The 24,561-nt window shown below is 70.9% G+C and carries 19 protein-coding genes and 1 pseudogene; 13 read left to right on the top strand and 7 right to left on the bottom strand.

The features are described 5' to 3' along the window. Positions 1-275 precede the first annotated feature (275 nt). The 5 genes from cobT (at position 276) to NE236_RS35400 (ending at position 6,823) form a co-directional block, all read left to right on the top strand. Positions 276-1,403: a nicotinate-nucleotide--dimethylbenzimidazole phosphoribosyltransferase gene (gene cobT, locus NE236_RS35420; RefSeq protein ID WP_252846608.1), complete on the top strand. Its 1,128-nt coding sequence runs from the start codon at positions 276-278 to the stop codon at positions 1,401-1,403. Between the two features lie 66 nt (positions 1,404-1,469). Continuing rightward, a complete protein-coding gene (cobA, locus tag NE236_RS35415) occupies positions 1,470-2,708 on the top strand; it encodes a uroporphyrinogen-III C-methyltransferase (protein WP_252846607.1) in 1,239 nt (412 codons plus the stop codon). Then, the gene (locus NE236_RS35410; protein WP_252846606.1) at positions 2,705-4,426 is read left to right on the top strand and encodes a GTPase family protein; all 1,722 of its coding nucleotides are present in this window, start codon (positions 2,705-2,707) and stop codon (positions 4,424-4,426) included. Before cobA ends, NE236_RS35410 begins: the two co-directional genes overlap by 4 nt. 19 nt (positions 4,427-4,445) lie before the next feature. Then, entirely contained in the window at positions 4,446-6,176 is a 1,731-nt protein-coding gene (locus tag NE236_RS35405) for a P-loop NTPase family protein (RefSeq protein WP_252846605.1), read from the top strand. Between the two features lie 116 nt (positions 6,177-6,292). Further along, positions 6,293-6,823, top strand: coding sequence for a single-stranded DNA-binding protein (locus NE236_RS35400; RefSeq protein WP_252846604.1), 531 nt, complete (start codon positions 6,293-6,295; stop codon positions 6,821-6,823). 453 nt (positions 6,824-7,276) lie between these two features. Here NE236_RS35400 and NE236_RS35395 read toward each other — a convergent pair whose 3' ends face one another. Both NE236_RS35395 and NE236_RS35390 read right to left on the bottom strand, forming a co-directional pair. Beyond that, complete coding sequence (locus NE236_RS35395) at positions 7,277-7,867, bottom strand: hypothetical protein (protein WP_252846603.1); 591 nt, start codon at positions 7,865-7,867, stop codon at positions 7,277-7,279. Between the two features lie 466 nt (positions 7,868-8,333). Next, positions 8,334-9,308, bottom strand: coding sequence for an NADP-dependent oxidoreductase (locus NE236_RS35390; RefSeq protein WP_252846602.1), 975 nt, complete (start codon positions 9,306-9,308; stop codon positions 8,334-8,336). 173 nt (positions 9,309-9,481) lie between these two features. On the opposite strand from NE236_RS35390, the gene NE236_RS35385 reads away from it, so the two are divergent. From NE236_RS35385 to NE236_RS35360, 6 genes are all read left to right on the top strand, one after another. Beyond that, on the top strand, positions 9,482-10,480 hold the full coding sequence (locus NE236_RS35385; RefSeq protein WP_252846601.1) for an AraC family transcriptional regulator: 999 nt from the start codon (positions 9,482-9,484) through the stop codon (positions 10,478-10,480). A 553-nt stretch (positions 10,481-11,033) separates the two neighbouring features. Next, positions 11,034-12,350: a GGDEF domain-containing protein gene (locus NE236_RS35380; protein ID WP_252846600.1), complete on the top strand. Its 1,317-nt coding sequence runs from the start codon at positions 11,034-11,036 to the stop codon at positions 12,348-12,350. 10 nt (positions 12,351-12,360) lie between these two features. After that, positions 12,361-14,058 carry an energy-dependent translational throttle protein EttA gene (gene ettA / locus NE236_RS35375; RefSeq protein WP_252846599.1) on the top strand — a complete coding sequence of 566 codons (1,698 nt, stop codon included), beginning with the start codon at positions 12,361-12,363 and terminating at the stop codon, positions 14,056-14,058. A gap of 286 nt (positions 14,059-14,344) precedes the next feature. Further along, positions 14,345-14,791, top strand: coding sequence for an acyl-CoA thioesterase (locus NE236_RS35370; protein ID WP_252846598.1), 447 nt, complete (start codon positions 14,345-14,347; stop codon positions 14,789-14,791). Positions 14,792-14,951: 160 nt separating this feature from the next. Further along, the gene (locus tag NE236_RS35365; protein WP_252846597.1) at positions 14,952-16,355 is read left to right on the top strand and encodes a S28 family serine protease; all 1,404 of its coding nucleotides are present in this window, start codon (positions 14,952-14,954) and stop codon (positions 16,353-16,355) included. A gap of 98 nt (positions 16,356-16,453) precedes the next feature. Continuing rightward, entirely contained in the window at positions 16,454-17,650 is a 1,197-nt protein-coding gene (locus tag NE236_RS35360; RefSeq protein WP_252846596.1) for an MFS transporter, read from the top strand. 7 nt (positions 17,651-17,657) lie between these two features. Here the strand turns inward: NE236_RS35360 and NE236_RS35355 are convergent. The 3 genes and pseudogenes from NE236_RS35355 to NE236_RS35345 all read right to left on the bottom strand — a co-directional run. Continuing rightward, positions 17,658-18,035 (bottom strand): annotated as a pseudogene (locus NE236_RS35355) (globin); the annotation flags it as partial. Between the two features lie 12 nt (positions 18,036-18,047). Continuing rightward, on the bottom strand, positions 18,048-19,085 hold the full coding sequence (locus NE236_RS35350; protein WP_252846594.1) for a mechanosensitive ion channel family protein: 1,038 nt from the start codon (positions 19,083-19,085) through the stop codon (positions 18,048-18,050). Positions 19,086-19,264: 179 nt separating this feature from the next. Continuing rightward, positions 19,265-19,555, bottom strand: a complete 291-nt coding sequence (locus tag NE236_RS35345; RefSeq protein ID WP_252846593.1) for a hypothetical protein — start codon at positions 19,553-19,555, stop codon at positions 19,265-19,267. Positions 19,556-20,069: 514 nt separating this feature from the next. Between NE236_RS35345 and NE236_RS35340 the strand changes: the two genes are divergently transcribed. Both NE236_RS35340 and NE236_RS35335 read left to right on the top strand, forming a co-directional pair. Further along, entirely contained in the window at positions 20,070-21,521 is a 1,452-nt protein-coding gene (locus tag NE236_RS35340) for a tetratricopeptide repeat protein (RefSeq protein WP_252846592.1), read from the top strand. A gap of 12 nt (positions 21,522-21,533) precedes the next feature. Continuing rightward, positions 21,534-22,100 carry a GNAT family N-acetyltransferase gene (locus tag NE236_RS35335; RefSeq protein WP_252846591.1) on the top strand — a complete coding sequence of 189 codons (567 nt, stop codon included), beginning with the start codon at positions 21,534-21,536 and terminating at the stop codon, positions 22,098-22,100. Between the two features lie 138 nt (positions 22,101-22,238). Here NE236_RS35335 and NE236_RS35330 read toward each other — a convergent pair whose 3' ends face one another. Together NE236_RS35330 and NE236_RS35325 are read right to left on the bottom strand one after the other, a co-directional pair. Next, positions 22,239-22,898: a response regulator transcription factor gene (locus NE236_RS35330; protein ID WP_252846590.1), complete on the bottom strand. Its 660-nt coding sequence runs from the start codon at positions 22,896-22,898 to the stop codon at positions 22,239-22,241. Next, entirely contained in the window at positions 22,883-24,199 is a 1,317-nt protein-coding gene (locus tag NE236_RS35325; RefSeq protein ID WP_252846589.1) for a sensor histidine kinase, read from the bottom strand. Before NE236_RS35325 ends, NE236_RS35330 begins: the two co-directional genes overlap by 16 nt. Positions 24,200-24,561 lie beyond the last annotated feature (362 nt).

The following is a 24,561-nucleotide window of genomic DNA, read 5'->3' as shown; positions in this document are numbered from 1 at the left end:
CGGGCACGGCGTCCGCGGACGTCGGGCCGCCGGGGGTTTTCGGCGGGGCCGCATCGCCGTGCCGGGCAGGTGTCCGCAGATGTCGGAGCCGGTGCCCGGTGGCGCCGCACCGCCGTGCTGAGGACGGTGTCCGCGGAGACCACGTCGCCGGGAGCCGGTGCCCGGCGGGGCTCTGCCGCCGTGCTGAGGACGGGGACCCCGGCGGGTCGGCGTCGCCGGCCGCCTGCTAATGATCTTCACGTACGCCCGCCGAATCCCCGCAACGAGGAGAACCCATGGAGCTCATCGCCGAGACGATCGCCGCGATCCGGCCGCTGGACGAGAAGGCCATGCGGGCGGCCCGCGACCGCCACGACCGGTTGACCAAGCCGCGCGGCTCGCTGGGCGCCCTGGAGGAGCTGGGGGTCCGCCTCGCCGGGGTCGCGGGGGTGTGCCCGCCGCCGCTGCCGTCGCCCGCCGCCGTCGCGGTGTTCGCCGGCGACCACGGGGTGCACGCCCAGGGCGTCACGCCCTGGCCGCAGGAGGTGACCGCGCAGATGGTGCAGAACTTCCTCGCAGGAGGGGCGGTCGTCAACGCGTTCGCCCGGCAGGCGGGCGCCGAGGTGACCGTCGTCGACGTCGGCGTCAAGGGCGAACTGCCGCCGGCGCCGGGCCTGCTCTCCCGGAAGGTGGCGGACGGCACCGCCGACATGACGCAGGGACCGGCGATGACCGCCGACGAGGCCCGGCGGGCCGTCGAGGTCGGCATCGAGGTGGCCCGCGACCTGATCGCGGCGGGCCACCGGTGTCTGGTCACCGGGGACATGGGCATCGCCAACACCACCCCCTCGGCCGCTCTCATCGCCGCCTTCACCGGCCGGAGGGTCGAAGGCGTCACCGGGTACGGGACGGGCATCGACGACACCACGCACGCGCGGAAGATCAAGGTCGTCAAGGCAGCCCTGGCCCGCGCCCGCGCCGACCTCCCCGGCCACGACGGCAGCGACAGCGCGGACGCCCGGGTCGCCTCCGCCGATCCGCTGGCGATGCTCGCCCAGGTCGGCGGGCTGGAGCACGCGGCGATCGCCGGCTTCATCCTCGGCGCCGCCGCCCAGCGCGTTCCCGTTCTGCTCGACGGCGTGATAGCCGGTGCCGCCGCGCTCGTGGCCGTGGCACTGGCCTCCGGCGCCCGCGACTACTGCGTGGCCGGTCACCGGTCGGCCGAGCCGGGCCACGCCGCCGCCCTGTGGTTCCTGGAGCTGCGCCCGCTCATCGATCTCGAGCTCCGCCTGGGCGAGGGGACCGGCGCCGTGCTGGCCCTGCCGATCATGAGCAGCGCCGTGCGCGTGCTGCACGAGGTCGCCACGTTCGACTCGGCGGGCGTCGCCGACAAGGACGATGACGCCTCGCCGGATGGCACCTGACCGGCGCGGGTACCTTTGGTGCCGGACCGCACCCACCGTCCACGCCTTCGACCAGGAGATCCTTCCTTGCCGCCCTACCTTCTCGGTCTCCGCTTCGACGGCCGCCGCGTCGTCGTCATCGGTGGCGGGCGCGTCGCCCAGCGTCGCGTCCCCACGCTGCTGGCCGCCGGCGCCGACGTGTTGGTGGTCGCCCCGGAGGTGACGCCGATGCTCGAGGATCTGGCCGCCCGCGGTGAGATCTCGTGGGAGCGCCGGCCGTACGGTCCGGGTGACTGCGACGGCGCCTGGCTCGTGCAGGCATGCGCCGACGACGGCGAGGTCAACGCGGCGGTCGCCGCCGAGGCCGAGAGCCGGCGGATCTGGTGCGTGCGCGCCGACGACGCGGAGCTGTCCCCGGCCTGGACCCCGGCGAGCGGCAGGGTCGGCGAGACCACCGTCGGCGTGCTCGCCGGCGGCGACCCCCGGCACGCCGCGGGTCTTCGCGACGTCATCGTCGACGGTCTGCGCGACGGCACCATCGGCGCCCGCCACTCGCGGCGGCGGCCCGTGGGCGTCGCGCTCGTCGGCGGCGGCCCCGGCGACCCCGGGCTGATCACCGTACGCGGGCGGCAGCTGCTGGCCGAGGCGGACGTCGTCGTGACCGACCGGCTGGCCCCGCGCGAGCTCCTCGACGAGCTGCCCGCCGACGTCGAGATCGTCGACGCGGCCAAGATCCCGTACGGCCGCTCGGTGACGCAGGAGCACATCAACGCCGCACTCGTCGAGCACGCCAGGGCCGGCCGCTTCGTCGTTCGCCTGAAGGGCGGCGATCCGTTCGTGTTCGGCCGGGGCGCCGAGGAGGTGCTGCACTGCGTACGGGAGGGGATCCCCGTCACCGTCGTTCCCGGGATCACGAGCGCCATCGCCGTGCCCTCCGCCGTCGGCATCCCGGTCACCCACCGCGGCGTGTCGCAGGAGTTCCACGTCGTGTCCGCGCACGTCGCCCCCGGTGACCCCGCGTCGACGGTCGACTGGGAGGGCCTCGGCCGGGCCCAGGGCACGCTCGTCCTGCTGATGGCGGTGGAGCGCATGGGGGTCATCGCCGACACGCTGATGCGCTATGGTCGGTCGCCTGACACTCCCGTCGCCGTCATCCAGGACGGTACGCTGCAGACCCAGCGTGCCCTCATGGCGACGCTTGCGACGGTAGCGGATGAGATGACGGCCACCGGAGTGCGGCCACCGGCGATCGTCGTCGTCGGTGAGGTCGTGCAGGTGGCACGAGAGATCGACATTCTGAACGCGGATATGGGGCGGACTCCGTGACACCCCCGGCTGATCACAGCGCGATCAAACGCGCGGCTACACCTCTCCCACTCGACGAGGCCCTGATCGATCTGCGGGACCAGATCGCCTCCTTCCAGTTCGTCCTCGACGCTCCCGGCGTCGAGGAGGCCCGCGTCACCCAACAGGATCTGCTGAACCAGCTCGACGACTACCTCCTGCCGCGGGTGCGCCGCGAGGACGCCCCGCTGCTGGTCGTGCTCAGCGGGTCGACCGGCGCGGGCAAGTCCACGCTGGTCAACACGCTCGTCGGCGAGCGGGTCAGCGCGACCGGTGTGCTCCGTCCCACGACGAGCAGCCCGATCCTCGTCTGCCACCCCGACGACGCCGACTGGTGGCTCGACGAGCGGTACGTCCTGCCCGGCTTCGGGCGGGTCCCCGGCCCGGCGCCCGACGCCGTCATGGGCGACCAACTCGTCATCATGAAGAGCGACGTGCTGCCCAAGGGGCTGGCCCTGCTCGACAGCCCCGACGTCGACTCGGTGTTCGAGGACCACCACGACTTCGCGGCACAGTTCCTGGCCGCGGCCGACGTGTGGGTCTGCGTGACCACCGCGGCCCGCTACGCCGACGCCCTGGTCTGGCGCCTGCTGCACCGCGCCCGCGACCACGGTGCCACCCTCGGCGTCGTCCTGTCGCGCGTGCCCGAGGGCGGCGAGGAGGTCGTCGGGCACTTCACCGAGATGCTCAAGGACAACGGCCTCGAGGGGGCCGCGCAGTTCGTCATCCCCGAGACCACGGTCTCCGGCGGGATGCTCCCCTCCGAGGCGGCCGACGAGGTCCAGGTGTGGCTGGGCAGCATCAGCGAGGACGAGGATGGCCGGGCGGAGGTCATCCGGTCTACCCTGGGTGGCGTGCTCGACACCTTCCGTACGCGCGTCCCCGAGCTGGCCGTGAAGGTCGAGGAGCAGGTCGCGCTCCGCACGATGCTCCGCGAGGAGGTCGAGGCCGCCTACGCCACCGGCCTCGCCGAGCTCGACGAGGCCACCCGCAACGGCTCCCTGCTGCGCGGTGAGGTGCTCGCACGCTGGCAGGACTTCGCCGGCACCGGCGACCTCGAACGCGCGCTGCACGCCGGCCGCGGTCAGACCGGGCACCGCGGCAGCCGCCGTCGGCGCACCCCCGCGCGGGTCCGCGCGCTCAAGGCCGCCCTGCGCAGCGCGCTGGAGTCACTCATCGTGGCCGGTGCCGAGCGCGCCGCCGAGGAGGTCGTGAGCCGCTGGCGGAGCCGACCGGCGGGCGCCGTGCTGCTGACCGGGCGCGAGGAGGTGCTCGATCGGGCCTCCGCCGAGCTGCCCCGTCGCGTCACCCGTGCCGTCAGCGCCTGGCAGGACCACATCGCCGAGCTGATCCGCACCGAGGGCGTCACCAAGCGCTCGGTGGCCAAGTTCGTCTCCTATGACGACGAGGCCCTGGCGCTCGTGCTGATGGTCGGCCTGTTCGGCTTCGGCACCAGCGAGATCGCGGTCGAGGGCGGCACCAGCGCCGTGCCGCAGCGGCTGCTCAAGGCGCTGTTCGGCGCCGAGTCGCTGCGGAGCATGAGCGCCAAGGCGCGGGCCGACCTGCGCGGCCGCGTCGGCATGCTCTTCGACGAAGAGGCCATCAGGTTCGGGCAGGTGCTCGACGGCGCCGGAGTGCCCGACGAGACCACCCCCGTCCAGCTCTATCAGGCCACATACAACCTCGAGGTCGCACGGTGACCGAGGAGGATCGCGACCGATGACGACGACCACCCCCGACGTCTCCGGCATGTCCGAAGAGACCGAGCCGGAGCGGACGGAGCAGGGCCCGGTGCCGGAGCCGGCGGCTGCGCCGGTCGACGCGTCCGGGCTCACCCAGCGCCTGGCCACCCTCGACCGGCTCGTCGAGCTCGGGGACGGCCGCGTCGACCAGGAGCTCATGGACGACGCCGTCGAGCTCCTCGGCCGGGCCGGCCAGCGGCTGCGCCTGTCCGGCGACCACACCATCGTCGCGCTCGCCGGCGGCACCGGCAGCGGCAAGTCCTCGCTGTTCAACGCCGTCTGCGGCCTCGAGCTGTCCCCGACCGGGATGCGCCGTCCGATGACCTCCTCGGCGCACGCATGCGTCTGGGGCCTCGACGGCGCCGGACCGCTGCTGGACTGGCTGGAGATCGACAAGCGTCACCGCTACGCCCGGGCCAGCGCGCTCGACCACACGAGCGGCGGCGAGAGCGCCGGCTCCCTGCAGGGACTGATCCTGCTGGACCTGCCCGACCACGACTCCATCCGGTCCGAGCAGGTCGCCGAGGTCGACCGGTACGTCGGCGTCGCCGACCTGCTCATCTGGGTGCTCGACCCGCAGAAATACGCCGACTTCGCCGTGCACCGGCGCTACCTCGAGCCGCTGTCCGGGCACGACGGCGTGAGCCTGATCGTCCTCAACCAGGTCGACCGTCTCGCGCCCGAGGAGATCGACGAGTGCGTCAAGGACCTGCGGCGCCTGCTCGAGGCCGAAGGTCTGCGCGCCCCGCACATCCTGACCACCTCGGCCAAGTCCGGGGCCGGCATCGACGACTTCCGCGGCGTCATCGCGGACACCGTGGCCGCCCGGGGGGCCCGCACCCAGCGGCTCGTCGCCGACCTGGACCGGCTCATCCAGCGGTTCGAGGGCATTTACGGCGACGTCGAGCCGCCGACGACCGTCGACGACAGGCGCGCCGCCGCGCTGGTCGAGGCGCTCGTGGACGCCGCCGGGATCCCGGCGGTGGCCGAGGCGATGGAGAGTGCGTACGAACTGCGCGCGCACGACTACGTCGGCTGGCCCCTCGCCCGTCTCACCGCCCGGCTGCGCAGCGACCCGCTGCGCCGCATGCGCCTCGTCGAGCTCCGCGACGAACTGCGCGCGGCGTTCACGGCCCCCGTCAACGCGCAGCAGGCCCATGTCGACAACGCCCTGCAGGACGTCACCGAGGACGTCGTCCGCAACCTCCCGACCTCCTGGCGGCGGTCGGTGCGCGAGGCCGGCCGGTCGAACGCCGAAGCGGTCCCGGAGGCGCTCGGCACCTCACTGCGCGACGTGGTGCCGTCCTTCAACCAGGTCCCGGCCTGGTGGTGGGCGGTGCGGATCTGGCAGTACCTCCTGCTGGCCGTCGCCGCCGTCAGCCTCGTCTGGCTCGGCGCCATCGCCGCCTTCGCCGGGCTGAAGGTCGCCCATTCGCCGACCCGCCTCATCGGCGAGGCGGGCGTCGCGCCGTACGTCGCCCTGGTGTTCGTGTGCGTCCTCGGCCTCGGCCTGCTCACCGCCCTCGCCGCACGGAACATGATCGCGCTGACGTCGGTGAAGCACAGCGAGCGGATGGAGCAGCAGATGCGCGACGGCGTCACGGCGGCGGCGCGCGAGCTCGTCATCGAGCCGATCGAGCGGGAGCTCGCCGTGTACGCGCGGTTCCGCGACGAGGCGGGCCACGCGCTCCGCGACATCGCGCCGTAGGCACGGGGAGTTATCCACAGTTCACGGAGAGGGCTGGTGGGCGGGGTCCCGCATCCTCGACGGTTGGTGTGACGGCGGCGGCACAGGGCCGCCGCGCACGCACCCGAGGAGCCTCCGTGAACGACGCGCTGATCACCGTCATCGGTTTCGTGGCCGCCGAGCCCCACTTCGAGGTCCTGTCCAGCGGCACGACCCTGATGTCGCTCCGCATCGGCAGCACCCCGCGCCGCTTCGACCGCGACCTCGGCCAGTGGCGTGACGAGGACCCGATGTACCTGACCGTGACGTGCTGGCGCTCCCTGGCCACCAACCTCCAGGAGAGCGATATGAAACGCGGAGATCCGGTCATCGTCACGGGCCGGCTCCGGATCCGGGAGTACGCCAAGGACGGGCAGATGCGCTTCTCCGCCCAGATCGAGGCCACCACGGTCGGCCACGACCTCAGCCGAGGCGTCGCCCGGCTGCAGCGTTCCCAGCGCTCCGCCGTCAACCTGTCGGAGGACCGCAGGCAGGCCGACGACCTCGCCGACCGCTGGCTCACGGGGGAGGAGAGCGCCGACGGCGAGGAGCTCACCACCCAGGTCGCCGAGGGGTCCGGCGACTCGGAGGAGACCTCCGAGCCGGCCACGTTCCGAGCGGTCGCCTGATGCGCCCCTCCGGCGTCTCGTGGGCCCGCTCGGCGAGCGTGTTCCCGGCACGATGACCACTGGCGCACCGCGACCCTGACGATGGCGGGGGCGACCCCCGGCGCCCCCGCCACACCGGCCCGGCCGCCGACCCTCAACGGGCGGTCGCCACCCGCGTCTCCTCACGCGCTATCCGTACGGCACCGTGCGGCCGCACGTCGGCCGACGCCGGGATCGCACCCGGCCGCCGTAACAGACCACCGCGAATCGAAGATCTCAGATCTTCGCGCCCGCCCACGCCTGCACGCTCACCGGCCGAGATGATCGAACACCCGTCGCAGCAGGCCGAGAGGGGCTGTAAAAGGTACGAGGCCCGGCGTTGCCGGGCCTCGCGAAGTTGGAGCTGATGCGATCGCTGTGCTCAGTTGAGGTGGTGTTCGCCGCCGCCCGCGTGCCGGGCGGTCACGGCGTGGTTCAGATGGCCACGAGCGAGGTGACGATCGCGGCGATCATGATCCAGAACATGTGGTAGCTCTGGTCCAATGAGTACGATCCGGTCCCGAGCGACGGGTTGTCGTCGTAGGGACGGCCGTCCTTGTCCTCGCCCGTGCGCGGCGCGCCGAGGGCGTAGAACCCTTCCTTGCCGAGCTTCTTGGCCAGGCCCTTCAGGGTGAACCGCCGGTCAGCCCAGTAGTGGGTGACCGCAGAGATCACCTGGCCCAGGATGAAGCCGGTCCAGGTGATGTGAAGGCCGTACTTGTACCACACGGCCCCCACCGCCAAGGCGGTGCAGAACGTGTAGGACACGACGTGGGCGGCGCAGGCGAGGCGGCCCACCCACTTCTTCGGCAGCTCGCGCTCGGTGCCGACCAGCCGGCCGACCCAGCGGGGCAGTTCGCGCTTGGGGCCGCACAGGTGGCCCGTCCACTTCTCGTCGCCCTGCAGGCCCTTGTTGTTCGCCTGCCAGCTGGCTTGGACCCAGTGGTCGGCGACTGTGTGTGTGAACAGCATCACCAAGCCGACGACCGCGAAGGTGACAGCCGCGGACAGGTTTTCCGGAGTCATGACGACGTCCTTTGTTAGCGTCTGGTCTGTTGCTGGCACGCCGCTTATTGGCGTGCCGAAAATTACAGTGCGCGCAAGCTCATGATCGGCAAGCGCTGCGGGGCCGGAAGTATCGAGGCCCACCCCTGCCGGGCGGAGGGCGCCACGACGCACATCCGGTTGGCGAGTCTTCGCCAACCGGCTCACACGTGGCGGCCGAAGATCTCCTTACCGTCGTCTTGGCGGTCCGTGATCTCCTTCGAAAGCCGACGGCCGTCGACGGAGAGGCGCAGACGGCCGCCCGTACGGTGCCGAAGCTCGTGATCCATTGGCTCGAGGCGGAGGAGGGCGCCGACGGCGCCGAGGAGCTCACGACCCAGGTCGCCGAGGGGTCGGGCGAGTCGGATCAGGAGACCTCCGAGCCGACCGCGCGCACTTGGCGACCCCTGCCCTCGGGGGCCGAGCGAGAGGTCTCACCAGGTGTTCCTCAGGGGATGAGGACGGTCTTCCCGCTCATGCGGCCCGCCTCGGCGTCGCGGTGCACCGCCGGGAGCTCAGCCAGCGGGCGAGCGGCCGTGATGTCCACGCGCACCACGCCGGCGTCGATGAGGGCGACGAGTTCGGCGAGCTGGGCAGGGTCGTCGCGGGCGACGAAGTGCGCCGTCCTCAGATCGGCCCCGGCCGGGGCCTCCACTGGGACGGTGATCGACACCAGCGCGCCGCCGGGCCGGATGCCACGACACAGCGTCTGCGCGGCCTCGGCAGGTATCGCGGCGAGGTTCAACACCAGATCCACCGGATGGTCCAGCGCCTCCTGCGGCGAGGTGCGCGTGTAGTCGATGATCTGCTCCGCACCGTAATCGCGCACCCGACCCGCGCTGCGTGGCCCGGCGGTGGCGATCACATGGGCGCCGGCGTGCCGGGCGAGCTGGACGGCGAACATGCCCACGCCGCCGCCCGCACCGTTGATGAGGATCCGGGTGCCCGGTTCGAGGCGCCCATGTTCGAACAGCCCCTGCCAGGCGGTCAGACCGGCGACCGGGATCGCCGCCGCGTGGGCGAGCGGAACGGCGGAAGGGGCACCCACCAGCCCGACGGCGGGGGCGGCGAAGTACTCCGCCGCCGCACCGCCTCCGTCGAGACGGCCGACGACGCGGTCGCCGACATTGAAGCGTTCGGTGCCGTCACCGGTCTCGACGACCGTCCCGGAGGCTTCGGACCCGATCGTGAACGGCAGGTCCAGCGGGACGATGTCCCGCATCAGACCGGCCCGGAAGCCGACATCCGAGGGGTTGAACGCGGCGCCGGCCATCCGTACCAGCACCTCGCCCGGTCCGGGAACCGGACGAGGCACCCGCTCAAGGCGGATCACGTCGGGCCCACCGAAGGCATGGACACGTGCCGCCATCATCATGGCGCTCGGGCTGTCGGCGGGCCGGCTCGTCACCGGTTCTGCTGTCATGAGGCGTCCTGTCGTGACCGATGCTTCGACCGCTGTACTCGCACGGCGGCGAGATGCGTGGCGATCTTCGAGTGACTCGACCGTAGGACCGGTGCGCGAGACGGCCAATGCGTGGTCATCTCGGAAACCTACGTGTACGTCTTCCTGGGAGAGCCCGCACCTAAGATCCGACGATGGACGTGCTGAGTGATGTGATCGCCGTCATGCGTACCGGTGAGCCACGATCCGCTCGGGTCGAGTGGCAGGCACCGTGGGGACAGCGGTTCCGGACGGTGCCGGGAGCGGCGGGCTTCCAGATCGTCCTGCGCGGGCACTGCTGGTTGATCCCCGAAGACGGGGATCCCGTACCGCTGACCGCCGGCGACGTGGTGTTCCGGCCGCACGGAGGTTCGCACGGCTTGGCGGACGCTCCCTCCACGCCCTTGGCCGAGCATGTCTGCGACCCGCAGGACGACTCCAGGTTCGAACGCAGGTACGCCGCCGCACCGGCCGGCCGACGCGGCGGCGCCCCGGCCACGGTGACGTTGTGCGGGGCCTACCAACTCGACGAAGCCCGCTTTCACCCGTTGCTGAGCGACCTGCCTCCGCTCCTGCACCTGCCCGCCAGGCTCGGACGACATCCCCGACTGCGCGCCGCGGTCGATCTGCTCGGCGCGGAACTGGAAGATCTGCGGCCGGGTATCGACGCCCTCGTGCCCGCTCTCCTGGACACCCTGTTGGTCTACATCCTGCGAGCTTGGTTCACCGAGCAGCCGATGCGTGCCGGGGACACCGGGTGGGCGGCGGCCCTCACGGACCCGGCCATCAGCAGAGCGCTGGAGGCGATCCACCGGGATCCGGCACATCCCTGGACCGTCGCCGGTCTGGGCGCGCACGCCGGGCTGTCGCGCGCCGCGTTCTCCCGACGATTCACGGCGCTGGTCGGGCGCCCACCGCTCGCCTATCTGACCTGGTGGCGGCTGACGACCGCGACGCGGCTGCTGCACATCTCCGACGCCCCACTGAGCGTCGTGGCCCGCCAGGTCGGGTACGGCTCAGAGTTCGCCTTCGCCAACGCGTTCAAACGCCAGTTCGACATCGCCCCCGGCCACTACCGGCGCAATGGCGGCTCGTCCGCACGGCCGAACACGGCGGCATCGGACCCTGCCGCCGACGGGGCGGCGGCGTTGTAGGGGTGTCGATGCCGTTCGCGTCAGGAATGTCGGAGAGCGTCGCCCCGCCGAGGTGACCACGCGCACCGTGACCCTGACGGTGGGGGCACCCTGGGCGCCCCCACCCGTACGGCCGCAGCCCCTCGAGGAAGCGGGATGCGTAGAGCCCGCAGGCGCGGCCGTCCCATGGAGCTACCCGGGCCGGGAGATTGGCCGCAAGCGGACATGCCCGCCGGCGGTGCCGCGTGCACGGGGGAAGGGGAAGGTGATCGCCGTCAGATCCAGGAGATGCCACGCATCGTGCTTTCCTCCCAAAGATGGCGCGTCCACCGGCGTGGGGAGCCGGCGCGTGCGAGCACGTCAGGTGGGCCTCGGCGTGGCGGTCCATGACCTGCGTGACCGCCGCCCCGCCGCCGGGCGCCCTAAGAAGGTACCGAATTTCTTGCCCGCTCCGCACACATTGCAACTATCCTATTACTGAACGTGATTCGATCAAGAGTGAGCACGAGCCGCCGTCCTGCGTCGCGGGGGCCGTCCTCGATGGGCGGTCACGGCCTGACCCGTAGGGGGATGAATGACGGCACTGCAAGCCTCCGGCGACGGACACGGTGACGTCGCCGCGGTCCCGCGGCGGTGGCCGTTGCTGGAGCAGCCGCCGCTGCTCGCTCCCTACGTCTTCGTGGTCGTCGCCCTGCACGTGGTGCTGATCGGTGTGGCGGTCATGCACACGACATGGCGCGCACAGTCGCTGATCGTCTTCGGTGCGCTGCTGGCCTGCGGGGCGATCAGCATCGAGGCGTCACGGCGGCTGGGCATGCCGGCAGGCGTCGCGCGCGACCTGCTGTCGGCCTGGTGGCTGCCCGCAGCGCTGCTCCTCCAGCCCATGTACGCGCTGCTGATGCCGATCCCCCTGCAGTTTCTGTTGCAGGTGCGGGTGCGCCGCACGATGCTGCACCGGCGCGCGATCGTCACCTCCGCGCACGCCCTGGCCGGCGCGGCCGCCTCCGTGGCGTTCCACGCCGTCATCCCGCATCCGCTCCGGGACGCGGCCCAGTGGCTCACCGACCTGGACGCCATGATCCCGACGGTGGTCGTCTGCGCCGTCCTGTTCACCGTGATCAACACGGCGATCGTCGTGGTGGCGGCGCACATCACGAATCCCGAGTCCTCCTGGCGCGACGTGCTGTGGAACCGCGAGATCCTCCTGCTCGACATGGCCGAGGTGTGCGTCGGGATCCTCATCACGATCTCCTGCGCGCTCACCCCGCTGCTGCTGGTGATCGCCCTGCCTCCGGTGATGCTGCTGCAGCGCAGCCTCATGCACCACCAGCTGCGGGCCGCCGCGCGCCTCGACGCCAAGACCGGCCTGCTGAACGCCGCGACCTGGCAGCTGGAGGCCGACACGGAGATCGCGCGTGCGGTCCGCACCGACGAGTCGCTCGCCCTCCTCCTGATCGACATCGACCACTTCAAGCGGGTCAACGACGCGCACGGCCACCTGACCGGCGATCAGGTGCTGGCCGGGGTGGCGGGAACGCTCGTCCAGCAGCTGCGCGAGTACGACGTCGTGGGCCGGTTCGGCGGGGAGGAGTTCGCCGTGCTGCTCCCGAACGCCGACATGCTGGAGGCCTGCCGGGTGGCCGAGCGGCTCCGCAGCCGGGTGGGCCGGATGTGCGTGCCCGCCGACGACGCCACGATCACGGTGACGATCTCGATCGGCGTGGCGCTGTTCCGCACCCACGGGCACGATCTGATCGAGCTGCTCGCCTCCGCGGATCTCGCGTTGTACCGCGCCAAAGAGTCCGGGCGCGACAGGATCTGCCTGCCGGCGGTGAAGAAGCCGGGTGAGCGTCGCCGGATCACGGCGAGGCCATCCCCCCGGAGGCTCTAGTCTTGAAGGCATGCCGGAGTACATCTATACGATGCAGCGCGTGCGCAAGGCGCACGGCGACAAGGTGATTCTCGACGACGTCACCCTGAGCTTCCTGCCCGGGGCGAAGATCGGTGTCGTCGGGCCCAACGGCGCCGGCAAGTCGACGCTGCTGCGGATGATGGCCGGCCTCGAGCAGCCGTCCAACGGCGAGGCCCGGCTGATGCCCGGGTTCACCGTCGGCATTCTCGCGCAGGAGCCGCCGCTCAACGAGGAGAAGACCGTCCTCGGCAACGTCGAGGAGGGCGTCGCCGAGACCAAGGCGATGCTCGACCGGTTCAACGAGATCGCCGAGAAGATGGCGACCGACTACTCCGACGAGCTGCTCGATGAGATGGGCAAGCTCCAGGAACAACTGGACCACCGCCAGGCGTGGGACCTCGACAGCCAGCTCGAGCAGGCGATGGACGCGCTGCGGTGCCCGCCGTCCGACGCCGACGTGACCACGCTGTCCGGCGGTGAGCGGCGCCGCGTGGCGCTGTGCAAGCTCCTGCTGGAGGCACCCGACCTCCTGCTGCTCGACGAGCCCACCAACCACCTCGACGCCGAGAGCGTCCAGTGGCTGGAGCAGTACCTCGAGAAGTACGCCGGCACCGTGCTGGCGGTCACCCACGACCGCTACTTCCTCGACAACGTCGCCGGCTGGATCTGTGAGGTCGACCGGGGCCGTCTCGTCGGCTACGAGGGCAACTACTCCACCTACCTGGAGAAGAAGGCCGAGCGTCTCAAGGTCGAGGGTCAGAAGGACGCCAAGAAGAAGAAGCGCCTGGAGCAGGAGCTCGAGTGGGTCCGCTCCAACCCGAAGGCCCGCCAGACCAAGAGCAAGGCCCGGCTCCAGCGCTACGAGGAGATGGCGGCCGAGGCGGCCAAGTACCGCAAGCTCGACTTCGAGGAGATCCAGATCCCGCCGGGCCCCCGCCTGGGCGGCACGGTGATCGTCGCCGAGCACCTCACCAAGGGCTTCGGCGACCGTCTCCTGATGGAGGACGTGACCCTCAACCTGCCGCCCAACGGCATCGTCGGCGTCATCGGCCCGAACGGCGTCGGTAAGACCACGCTCTTCCGCATGATCGTCAGTGCGGCCGGCGCCGGCGCGCCCGAGGGCGTCATCGCGGACGAGATGCCGGACGAGGGCAGCCTCAAGGTCGGCGACACCGTCAAGATCTCCTACGTCGACCAGAGCCGTGGCGGCATCGCCCCGGACAAGAACGTCTGGCAGGTCGTCTCCGACGGGCTCGACCACATCAAGGTCGGCCAGGTGGAGATGCCCAGCCGCGCCTACGTCGCGGCGTTCGGCTTCAAGGGCGCGGACCAGCAGAAGCCGGCCGGCGTGCTGTCCGGCGGTGAGCGCAACCGCCTCAACCTCGCGCTCACCCTCAAGCAGGGCGGCAACGTCCTGCTGCTCGACGAGCCCACCAACGACCTGGACGTCGAGACGCTCAGCTCGCTGGAGAACGCCCTGCTGGAGTTCCCGGGCTGCGCCGTGATCACGTCGCACGACCGGTGGTTCCTCGACCGCATCGCCACGCACATCCTGGCGTGGGAAGAGGGCTCGAACTGGTTCTGGTTCGAGGGCAACTTCGCCGACTACGAGAAGAACAAGATCGAGCGCCTCGGTGCCGAGGCCGCCCGCCCGCACCGCGTCACCCACCGCAAGCTGACCCGCTGACACAGCGGCGAACGAAAGGGCCGCGTGACCGCATCATGGTCGCGCGGCCCTTCTGCTCGGCCGGCGGCTTGGACGAACTGATCTCTCAGGCGGGGAGTCCCCAGGGCGGGGCGGCCGGAGCGGTCTAAAGAGGTCGGACCTATCGCCCGATGGCTCTTGGTCGGCGGCACTCCCGATGGCTCGCGGCATGTTTCGGGTCGGAGGGCGATCGGCGCCCCGGCCGCACTCGTCCATCGAGGGAGGCGAGAGACTGTCCCCTGATCCCGTGACACGAGATGGATGAGTGATGACCCAGTCTGCCCTTGACCCCGGCCACGTCGGCGTGCCGCGCAAGCACGTGCACGAGTTCCACGTGCGGTTCGGCGACATCGATTCGCTCGGGCACGTCAATAACTGCCGGTACCTCACGTACCTGGAGGACGCGCGGGTGGCGATGTTCTTCACCGACCCGGAGCGCGAGCGACGCCACCCGCTGCACGGCGTGGTCGTGGCCCGGCATGAGATCGACTACCGGCGGCCGTTGCTGCTGCGGCCCGAGCCGGTCCGGGTGGAGACGCGGGTCACGCAGATCCGTGCGGCGTCGTTCGGCCTGGCCTATGAGGTGTGCGACGACGAGCACGTGTACGCGCGGGCGACCTCCGTCATGGTCGGCTACGACCTCGCGAAGGGACGCACCCGACGGTTCGACGAGCGAGAGCGGGCCTTCCTGGAGGCGTACGCTCCGGCCGGCTGACCGGCTGACCGGCTGACCGGCTGACCGGCTGACCGGCTGACCGGCTGACCGGCGGGGCGGCGACAGTTCAGTAACGAAGCGCGCGTAGATCAGACTTTCCGAGCCCTTTGCGCCCTAATGTCGCGGTTGCATTCTCGCGATCCGACACAAAGGGGTAGGGATGCGCAACCTCTCTCGAGGAATGCTGGCACTGCTGCTCGCGGCGGGGCTCGGCGGCGTCGGCGGAACCGCGCACGCGGCGCCCGTACGAGCGGCGGACGACGACGTCCTGACCAAGCTCAAGGCGATTCCCGGTATGACGGTGGAGGAGAAGACCTCCACCCTGTCCGGTTACCGCTGGCTCTGGCTCAACTACCGGCAGCCGGTCGACCACCGGCACCCGGAACGCGGCTGGTTCGAGCAGCGCGTGCTGCTCGAGCACAAGTCCGCCGACCTGCCGATGGTCCTGTACACCAGCGGCTACAACACGCCCACGACGATGTTCCTGTCGGAGCCGACGGCGCTCGTCGGCGGTAACCAGATCTCGGTGGAGTACCGCTTCTTCTCGCCGTCGGAGCCCGAGCCGCCGGTGTGGAAGAAGGACACCATCTGGCAGGCCGCGACCGACGAGCACCGGCTGATCAAGGCGCTCAAGACCATTTACCACGGCAAGTGGATCTCGACGGGGGCCAGTAAGGGTGGCATGACCGCCACTTACCACAAGCGTTTCTACCCGTCGGACGTCGACGGAACGGTCGCCTATGTCGCTCCCAACGACGTCAATAACAAGGACGACAGCGCGTACGACCGGTTCTTCAAGAAGGTCGGAACCGATCCCCGGTGCCGGACGAACCTGGAAAGTCTGCAGCGCGAGCTGCTGAAGCGCCGCCCGCAGATCCTGGCGCGGATGAGCGCCGATGCCGAGAAGGCGGGTTATACCTGGAAGATCATCAAGACCGTCGACCGGGCCTTCGAGAACTCGGTGATGGACTTCGAGTGGGCGTTCTGGCAGTACCACCTGCAGTCGGAGTGCAAGGACATCCCGGCGACGACCGCCTCGACCGACGCCATCTACTCCTACTTCGACACGATCTCCGGCGCGCTGACCTACACCGACCAGGGCCTGGAGCCGTACATCGCGTACTACTACCAGGCGGGCACCCAGCTCGGCTGGCCGTCGCCGAAGTTCAGGCACCTGCGTCCGCTGCTGCGCTACGAGAGCACCTACCAGCCGCGGACGTACGTGCCGAGGGACATCCCGATGCGGTTCGACCCGACGGCCATGAAGGACATCGACCACTGGGTCGACGCCCACGCGACCCACATGATGTTCGTCTACGGCCAGAACGACCCGTGGGGCGCCGAGGCCTTCCGCGTCGGCCCGGGCAGCCGTGACTCGGCCGTGTACGTCGCGCCCGGCATGAACCACAGCGGACGCCTGATCGCGAAGCTGCCCGACGCGCAGCGCGCGCGGGCGACCGCCGACCTCCTCCGCTGGGCCGGCGTGTCCGCAGCGCAGGCGAAGACCCTCTCGGTCCCGCAGGTCGCCGAGGACCCGAGCCTCGCCCAGCGCCCGCCGCTGTAGCGAAGCCCCGACGACGCGCCACCGGACCCCGACGGTCCGGTGGCGCGCCGCGTTCACCGCCAGACTCGTCTCATATTATGAGACATTAGTATCATGATATGAACAGACGGTGGTCGGTCCTCGGTGTCGGGTTGTTCGCCATGATCGCCGGGTGCGCCTACCAGTACGGCCTTCCGTACCTCATCCCCGCCCTCCGCGCGGACGCCGGGCTCTCCCTGGACCGGGCCGCCATGCTGATCTCCTGCCCCGTGGCGGGGCTCCTCGTCTCCCTCGCGCTGTGGGGCGTGGCCGCCGACCGCTGGGGCGAACGGATCATCCTCGCCATGGGCCTGGCAGTGGCCGGTGCCGCGCTGCTCGCCGCCGCCGCGATGCGCGACCTGGTCGCACTCGGGGCGTGCTTCTTCGTCGCGGGAGCCGGTGGGGCTTCCATCCACGCGGCCAGCGGCCGGCTCATCCTCGGCTGGTTCGCCGCCCACGAGCGCGGTCTCGCCATGGGCGTACGCCAGACCGGGCAGCCACTGGGCGTCGGGCTGGCGGCCCTCGTCCTGCCGCCGCTCGCGGCGGGCGCCGGCCTGGCGGGCGGCCTGGTGTTTCTCGCCTGCTGCTGCCTCGCAGCCGCGCTGCTGGTGGCGCTGCTCGTCCGCGACCCGGCCCGTACCGAGGCGGACGAGCCGCACGGAGGCCGATCGCCGTACCGGACTCCGGTCCTGTGGCGGATCCACGCCGCGAGCGCGCTGCTGGTGGTCCCGCAGTTCGCGGTGTCCGCGTTCGCCCTCGTCTACCTGGTCGACGCCCAGGGCTGGAACGCCGGAACCGCCGGCCGGCTGCTGGCGGCCGCCCAGATCGGCGGGGCCGCGGCGCGGCTGGCCGTCGGCCACTGGTCCGATCGCGCGGGCAGCCGGCTGCGGCCGATGCGCATTCTGGCGATGGGAATCGGCGTGGTGATGCTGTCCCTGACGTTCGGCGCGCTGGCGGGCTGGGGCGCCACCCCCGTCGTGCTGGTCGTCGCGGCGGTGATCACGGTGACGACCAACGGGCTGGCCTTCACCGCCGTGGCGGAGTACGCCGGGCGGGCCTGGGCCGGCCGGGCGCTCGGGATCCAGAACACCGGCCAGAACCTCCTCGCCGCGGCGACCCCGCCGGTGCTCGGCCTCCTCGTCACCGGGTCGGACTTCGGGACGGCCTTCGCCGTCGCGGTGGCGTTCCCGGTGGTGGCGGGCCTGCTGCTCCCGATACGGGCCGAACAGCCATCGACCCGATCGGCCGCCCCGGCAGAGGCTCGCGCGCGGCGGTGAGTCAGCCGGGCGCGTTGATCAGGCTGTTCGCCGCCATGACGAGGTAGTCCCACAGCATCGTCTCGACCGGCTCGGGGAGCTCCAGCTCCTCGACGGCGTCGCGCATGTGGCCGAGCCAGGCGTCCCGCTCGGCCTCGCCGATCCGGAACGGCACGTGCCGCATGCGGAGCCGGGGGTGACCACGCCGCTCGCCGTACGTGCGCGGGCCGCCCCAGTACTGGATCAGGAACAGCCGGAGCCGTTCCTCGGCCGGCCCCAGATCCTCTTCGGGATAGAGCGGGCGCAGCAGCGGATCGGCGGCCACCCCCTGGTAGAACCGGTGCACCAGGCGGCGGAAGGTCTCCTCGCCGCCGACCGCTTCGTAGAAAGTGACCTCTTGTGTCATGACGTGCCCAGCCTACGCGGCCGAGGTGTCCTCCTTGAACGTGGCGACCGCGACGCCAGCCGCGTCGAACGCCTTCTTGACGCGTTCCCGCAGCTCCCGCGCGGTGTCGGCCTGTTTGCCCGGTGCCGTCTTGCAGACGACGCGGACGACGATCGCCTCGCCGGACAGCGCCTGGACGCCCCAGACCGTCGGGTCCTCCAAGATGATCTCGTCCCACGGCGGCTCGACCGCCAGGGCCGAGGCCGTCTCCGCGAGGATCGTACGGACCTTGTCCAGGTCGACGTCGTACTCGACCGGGACGTCGAGGACGACGCGGGCCCAGTTCTGCGACTCGTTGCCGACCCGTTTGATCTCCCCGTTCGGGACGTACCAGACGATGCCGTTGACGTCGCGCAGGCGCGTCGTGCGCAGCGTCACCGCCTCCACCGTGCCCTTGGCGGTGCCGACGTCGATGACGTCTCCGACGCCGTACTGGTCCTCCAGCAGCATGAACATGCCCGTGAGGAAGTCCTTCACGAGGTTCTGCGCGCCGAAGGCGACGGCGACGCCGACGATGCTGGCGCTGGCGAGGAACGGCGTGAGGTCGAGCCCGAGGTAACCGAGCACGGTGAGGGCCGCGGCGCCGAGGATGATGAGCGAGGAGATGCTCCGCAGCACCGACCCCATCGTCTCGGCCCGCTGCCGGCGCCGCTCGCTGACCAGCACCGGGCTGCCGTCGAAGATCGTGCGGGTCCTCTCGCGGAGCCGCTCGGACATCGTGCCCTCGGCCATCCGCACGGTGACCTTGGTGATCAGCTTGTGCGTGAGGTTCCGCAGGACGAGCGCGATCACGATCGTGAGGATGACCTTCACGGTCCAGGTGATCGGGCTCTTCCCGTCGAGCCAGTCGTGGTACCAGTGGGCGACGTGGGTGTTGTGCGTGACCTGCCACGTCCACCGGCAACCCGTGGTGGGCGGGGACGCGTTCGGGACCTTGTCCGTGCATGCGTCGTTGAGCGTGCCCTTGCCGCCCAGGAACGGCAAGGTCGTCATCGGGTGACGCGCGAACACGAGACATCCTCCCGGTGGTGCCCGTGTCGGGCGACCGCGTTGGATCGGCGAACCTACCCGATGGATGGTAGGCGACGACGGGACGTCTCTTGTGCGATCCGGCGGCTCTTGTGCGATCCGGTGGGCCCCGCGGAGCCGGTCAGTCCGCGCCACTGGCAACAGGCTCCGCGGGGGATCTTCTAGGCGCCGTGCGCCTCCAGGACGCGGGCCACCTTGACGGCGGCACCGCACGGGTCGTCGACCTCGTGCATCGGCTCTCCCCAGGACCACCAGAAGTACCAGGACCGCTGGTCGGGGATTCCGGGCGCCGGAGCGCACATGACGTTCTCCGACATGCTCGCGGCGTCCGGGTTGACCACGCGGCAGAAGGCCGGGCCGGAGCGGCTGCGGACCACGCGGGCCACCAGGCCGCGCCGGCCTAACTCGCTGACCAGACCTTCGAGATATCCCAGTCGACGTTCGTCGAACACGGTGTGACGCCTCCCTCACTCACCAGTCGAACTCACCTCGTCACGCGGTGCGAGAATCGCAAGCCCTCCAGGGGCGGTCAAGAGGCCGTCAGAGCGGCTGAAGACCATCTTCTGTCTACGCGGGTAGAGGTTTCTCCACTGTTGGATGAGCTTTTTCTGCTCCGGTATGGGCAGAGCGACCGTATCGCTTGCCTTTCTGACTGATTCGGTTGGCGTATCGCGATGTCGGAGTTACGCTGCGTACGCGAGATTTCATCTCCGTGGCCATGAGTTATCCGGTCGGTCTTTCCCCCGAGGAGGCCGGGAAGTGACAGATCCCTCAAGAACGGAAGTGACAGATCCCCGTAAAAAGGATCCACCTCGCAAAGAGGCTGAAACGGCACGTCGTATCCGTGCCCGCGGGCTGGCACAAGGTCATGCGCCACCCGACATTGCGAGGGAAATTCACGATCAATGCGGGCCGATCTTCGGAACCAGTCAGATCAAATCCCAGCGACTGGCGCACGGCATCGCGTTGTCCGATGTCGTCGCCCAGGTGAGGGCGATTTACGAGTTGGAGGGAAAACCCCTCCCCAAGCTCGGCGAGACGCTGCTGTCGGCGTACGAGAGCGGCTACAAGCGTCCGGGCCCCGAATATCTGCACTACCTGTGCAGCGTCTACCGAGTCGAACCCCCGGACCTCGGCTTTCAAGGGCCGTGCGTCTGCGGGCACCGGCACGAGCGCCCGCGGGCCGGTGCCCAGCAGACCGCGGCTCGCGAGCCCGACAGTGTGATCAGGCCGCGAGCCGTCGTCACCGACAGCAACGAATGGGCGTCCAAATTCGACCAACACTCTGTTCCGCGCATGTCCCGGGTCCGATACCGCGCCGAGGACCCCGGAGGCAAGGACGGAGATGAGGAGGACATAGTGCTTCGGCGAACTCTCCTGCAGATCCTGGCCGGGGCAGGCGTGGTGCTCGACGGTCAGATCTTGGGGGCGGTCGACGGCATCCGCCGCCGCATGGACGACACCCTGGTCAACGCCTCCGTGTCGCCCACCATGCTCGACCAGTGGGAGGAGACCGTACAGGGGTACGGACAGCAGTACATGTCGACGCCGCCGCTGCGGCTGCTCTGCGACGTCCTGTTGGACTTCAGCGAGGTCCGCCGGATGTGCGAGCAACGGCAGCCGATCGAACTGCAGGAGAGGCTGTGCCGGATCGCGGCACAGCTGTCCGGCATGTCCGGCGTCATCATGATCGACCTCGGTGACCACCGCCTCTCCCGCTCCTTCTTCCGCACCGCGCGGACGGCCGCCGACGAGACCGGCGACCGCGCGCTCCGCGCCTGGGTGAGCGTGCGCGAGGCACTCGTGCCGATGTACTACGGCGATCCGCGCGAGGCCCTGCACCTCGCGCGGCGGGCGCAGGACCTGGCCGGCCGCGCGCCGAGCGTGGCCGGCGCGATGGCGCCGATCGTCGAGGCCCGCGCCCTCGGCATGCTCGTCAAGCGGGGACGCAATGAAGCGGTCCCCAGCGCCAAACGCGCGCTCGCACGCGGCCAGGCGGTCTTCTCCCAGCTGGGAAAGGAACAGGTGAAGGACACCGCCTTCGGCTACACCGAGCGCCAACTGGCCTTCCACATGGGCGACACCTACACCAACCTCGGTGATCACGGGAACGCCGAGGAGACCCTCCGCAAGGCCCTGACCCTCTACCCCACGACCGAAGAGCTCGACCGCACGCTCATCTGGCTCGACCGGGCGTCGTGCCGTCTCCAGGAAGGAGAGCCCGAAGAGGCGCTGCGCACCGCGAAGGAGACCATCCTCGCGGTGTCCGCCGCGCACCGGACCGACATCGTGATCCACCGTGCCCGCCAGCTCGCCAGCGCCGTGGTCGCGCAGTACGGCGACATCCGGGCGGCGCGTGAGTTCCGTGACGCGCTCGCCGCCCCGGCGACGGCGGGGATCACCAGAAGGCAGGCCTGATCCGTGGCCCGCGTGTCAGGGAGCACCTCGGCGATCCCACGGAGGCTGCGCAGGGAGCCACCCGAATGGCAGTTCGCGGACCTCCGTCTCCGGCGCTACACCCGACGTGACCACCGGACGGTGTTCGCCCTCCACCAGGAATGCCTGTTCCAGGTGGGGTTGCGCCCCGGTGACGGCGTCTACTACGACGGCGACTTCGCCCGGATCGAGGAGATCTATCTCCGCGACCGGGGCGAGTTCCTCGTCGGAGAGGTGCGCGGAGAGGTCGCGGCGCTCGGCGGGCTACGGCGCGTCGACGACGGGACCGCCGAGATGGTCCGCCTGCGCGTCCGTCCCGACCTGCAGGGCCGGGGCTACGGCGCGGCTCTCGTCACCGTCCTGGAGCAACGCGCCGCCGAGCTCGGCTACCGCGTGCTCCGGGCCGACACCACCGTCAAGCAACGGGTCGCGATCGGGCTGTACCGCTCGTTCGGCTGGCGGGAGGTGGACCGCAAGGCCACCGGAGGCACCGTCACGGTCTACTTCGAGAAACACCTGAGACAGGAGGCCGTGAGCGGCGTCGGCGGCAGGCCGGGATAGGGCGACGCGAACGGCTGAGGTGACCCGCTGGGATCGATGGGTCCGTCAGTGGCGGCAGCCGGCTGGGAAGGGGGCCGTGAGCGGCGGCGGTGGTCCGCCGCCGCTCACGACATGGCCGATGCCGACGGTCGGTGCCGTTCAGCCGGCGGTGCCGCTCCGCAGATAGGCGAGTACCGCCAGGACCCTGCGGTGCGTGTCCTCCGTCGGGGGCAGGTCGAGCTTGGTGAGGATGCTGCCGACGTGCTTCCCGACGGTGGCCTCGGAGATCACGAGGATCCGGGCGATGGCGGTGTTCGAGTGCCCCTCGGCGATGAGACCGAGCACCTCCCGTTCGCGCGGCGACAACCGCGACAGCGGATCGCGCTGCCGGCGGAGCAGTTGGCGCACGACCTGCGGATCGACCACGGTCCCGCCGTCGGCCACCCGCCGCAGCGCGTCGACGAACTCCTCGACGTCGACGACCCGGTCCTTGAGGAGATACCCCACCCCCCGGCCGTCCGCCGAGTCGAGCAACTCGGACGCGTAGCTCAGCTCGACGTACTGGCTCAGCGCCACCACGGCCAGGCCGGGATGGACGCGCCGTAGTTCGACGGCGGCGCGCAGGCCCTCGTCGGTGAATCCGGGAGGCATCCGGATGTCGGTCACCACCAGGTCCGGACGGTGTTCGGTCACGGCGGCCACGAGCGCGTCGGCGTCACCGACGCCGGCCACCACGTCGAAGCCGAACCGGCCGAGCAGGCCGGCCAGCCCCTCCCGCAACAGCACCCCGTCCTCGGCGAGGACTACCCTTTCCCGCACGGAAGCTCCACTTGAACGATGGTCGGCCCGCCCACCGGGCTCGACAGGAGCATTCTGCCGTCGATCACGGCGACCCGGTCCGCCAGGCCGGTGAGCCCGGTCCCCTCGCGCGGATCCGCGCCGCCGTTACCGTCGTCGCGGACCTCCACGGTGAGCAGGTCACCCCGCCGCCGTACGGTGACGACCGCCTCTGAAGCGCCGCTGTGCTTGGCGACGTTGGCGAGCGCCTCCGAGACGACGAAGTAGGCGGTGCCCTCGACATGGGCCGGCAGACGGTCCGGCAACTCCGCGTCGACCGTCACCGGGATGGTGGATCGATCCGCGATCTCGCGCAGCGCGGCGGGCAGCCCCCGGTCCGTGAGCACCCGTGGGTGAATGCCGCGGATCAGCTCCCGCAGCTCCGTCATCAGCCGCTTGGCCTGCTCGTGCGCGTCGGCGACACTCAGGGCCGCGGGGGAGTCGGGCGGGACGTCCAGCCGGGCCATGCCGAGCTGCAGGGTGAGGCTCACCAGCCGCTGCTGCGCCCCGTCGTGCAGGTCCCGCTCGATGCGCCGGCGCTCGGTTTCGAAGGCGCCGACCAGCCGGGCGCGCGACCGCGACACCTCGACGAGCTCGGCCCGCAGCCGCTCGTCCGGCCCGCGCCCCAGCAGCGCGCGGGCCACGGCCGCGTGCGCCCCGGCGACCACCGCCGTCAGGTACGGGATGGTGGGCACCAGCGCCAGACCGGCGAGCGCGTACGGGAGGGCCTCCATCGGGTCGGCGACGCTTCCGAAGCCGAGCGCGACCCGGCCGCCGCGGGCCAGCAGCGGGCTGAGGAGGAACGCGCCGACCAGCAGCAGGAACACCAGGAGGACCAGGTAGACGACCGGTGCCACCACGAGGAGCAGGCAGAGGTAACCGAGCTCACGCCAGGTGGCCGCCTCGCCGTACCGGGTGCGCAGCCGGGCCCACACGCCGTGGACCGTACGGTGCCCGGACGCGATGGGCCGGGCGTCCACGAGGCGCAGCCGGCGGCGCTCCAGCTCCGCCAGCGGAACCGCGACCAGCGGACCGACACCCGCCACGAGCAGAACGCCGAGCACGGCGAGTAGCGCGACGGTGACCGGTGCCGGGTCCCTGCCCGTCGCTCTCCGCAGCGCGAACACCCACGGCAGGCCGAGCAGCACCAGAGGCACGGCGGCCGCGGCCAGCGGCGCCGCCGCCGTCAGCAGATAGGCCACGCACCGCCACGGCCAGCCGCTGATCAGGAAGCGTCGCCGGAGCACCGCGTCGAACGCGGTACGAGGCGCGGAATCGGACACGGACGTACGTTAGTCGTCCCCTGCACGTCTCGACGCGGCCGGCCGCACCACACTGGCCACGCCACGGAGGCCGTTCGCATCGGGCGAGCCGCACCACGGAGGCCGCTCGTACCGGGCGAGCCACACCACGGAGGCCGCCCGCACCACGCAGACCGCGCACCCACAGACCCCGTTCGCGTCGGCCGTGCACCGCACCGGCCACGCCACGGAGGCCGCTCGCACCGCGCAGATCGGACCCAGGCAGGCCGATCGTGCCGCGCCGGCCGTGCATCGCGTAGGCCCCGTCTGCGTGGGCCGTTCGTGCTGCGCGCACCGCGGATCACCGCTGGCCGCTCCTACGAGGGTGGCCCTGGCCCTACCCG

The organism is Actinoallomurus purpureus, assembly GCF_024055795.1.
GTDB classification, from domain to species: domain Bacteria; phylum Actinomycetota; class Actinomycetes; order Streptosporangiales; family Streptosporangiaceae; genus Actinoallomurus; species Actinoallomurus purpureus.
Note: the sequence above shows the minus strand (reverse complement) of the source record. Positions and strands in the feature narration are given on the sequence as shown.

Coding starts and splice junctions, on each gene's coding strand:
- ettA (WP_252846599.1), top strand. CDS start 12,361: ATGCCGGAGTACATCTATACGATGCAGCGCGTGCGCAAGGCGCACGGC.
- cobT (WP_252846608.1), top strand. CDS start 276: ATGGAGCTCATCGCCGAGACGATCGCCGCGATCCGGCCGCTGGACGAG.
- NE236_RS35360 (WP_252846596.1), top strand. CDS start 16,454: ATGAACAGACGGTGGTCGGTCCTCGGTGTCGGGTTGTTCGCCATGATC.
- NE236_RS35380 (WP_252846600.1), top strand. CDS start 11,034: ATGACGGCACTGCAAGCCTCCGGCGACGGACACGGTGACGTCGCCGCG.
- NE236_RS35370 (WP_252846598.1), top strand. CDS start 14,345: ATGACCCAGTCTGCCCTTGACCCCGGCCACGTCGGCGTGCCGCGCAAG.
- NE236_RS35405 (WP_252846605.1), top strand. CDS start 4,446: ATGACGACGACCACCCCCGACGTCTCCGGCATGTCCGAAGAGACCGAG.
- NE236_RS35385 (WP_252846601.1), top strand. CDS start 9,482: ATGGACGTGCTGAGTGATGTGATCGCCGTCATGCGTACCGGTGAGCCA.
- NE236_RS35390 (WP_252846602.1), bottom strand. CDS start 9,308: ATGACAGCAGAACCGGTGACGAGCCGGCCCGCCGACAGCCCGAGCGCC.
- NE236_RS35395 (WP_252846603.1), bottom strand. CDS start 7,867: ATGACTCCGGAAAACCTGTCCGCGGCTGTCACCTTCGCGGTCGTCGGC.
- NE236_RS35365 (WP_252846597.1), top strand. CDS start 14,952: ATGCGCAACCTCTCTCGAGGAATGCTGGCACTGCTGCTCGCGGCGGGG.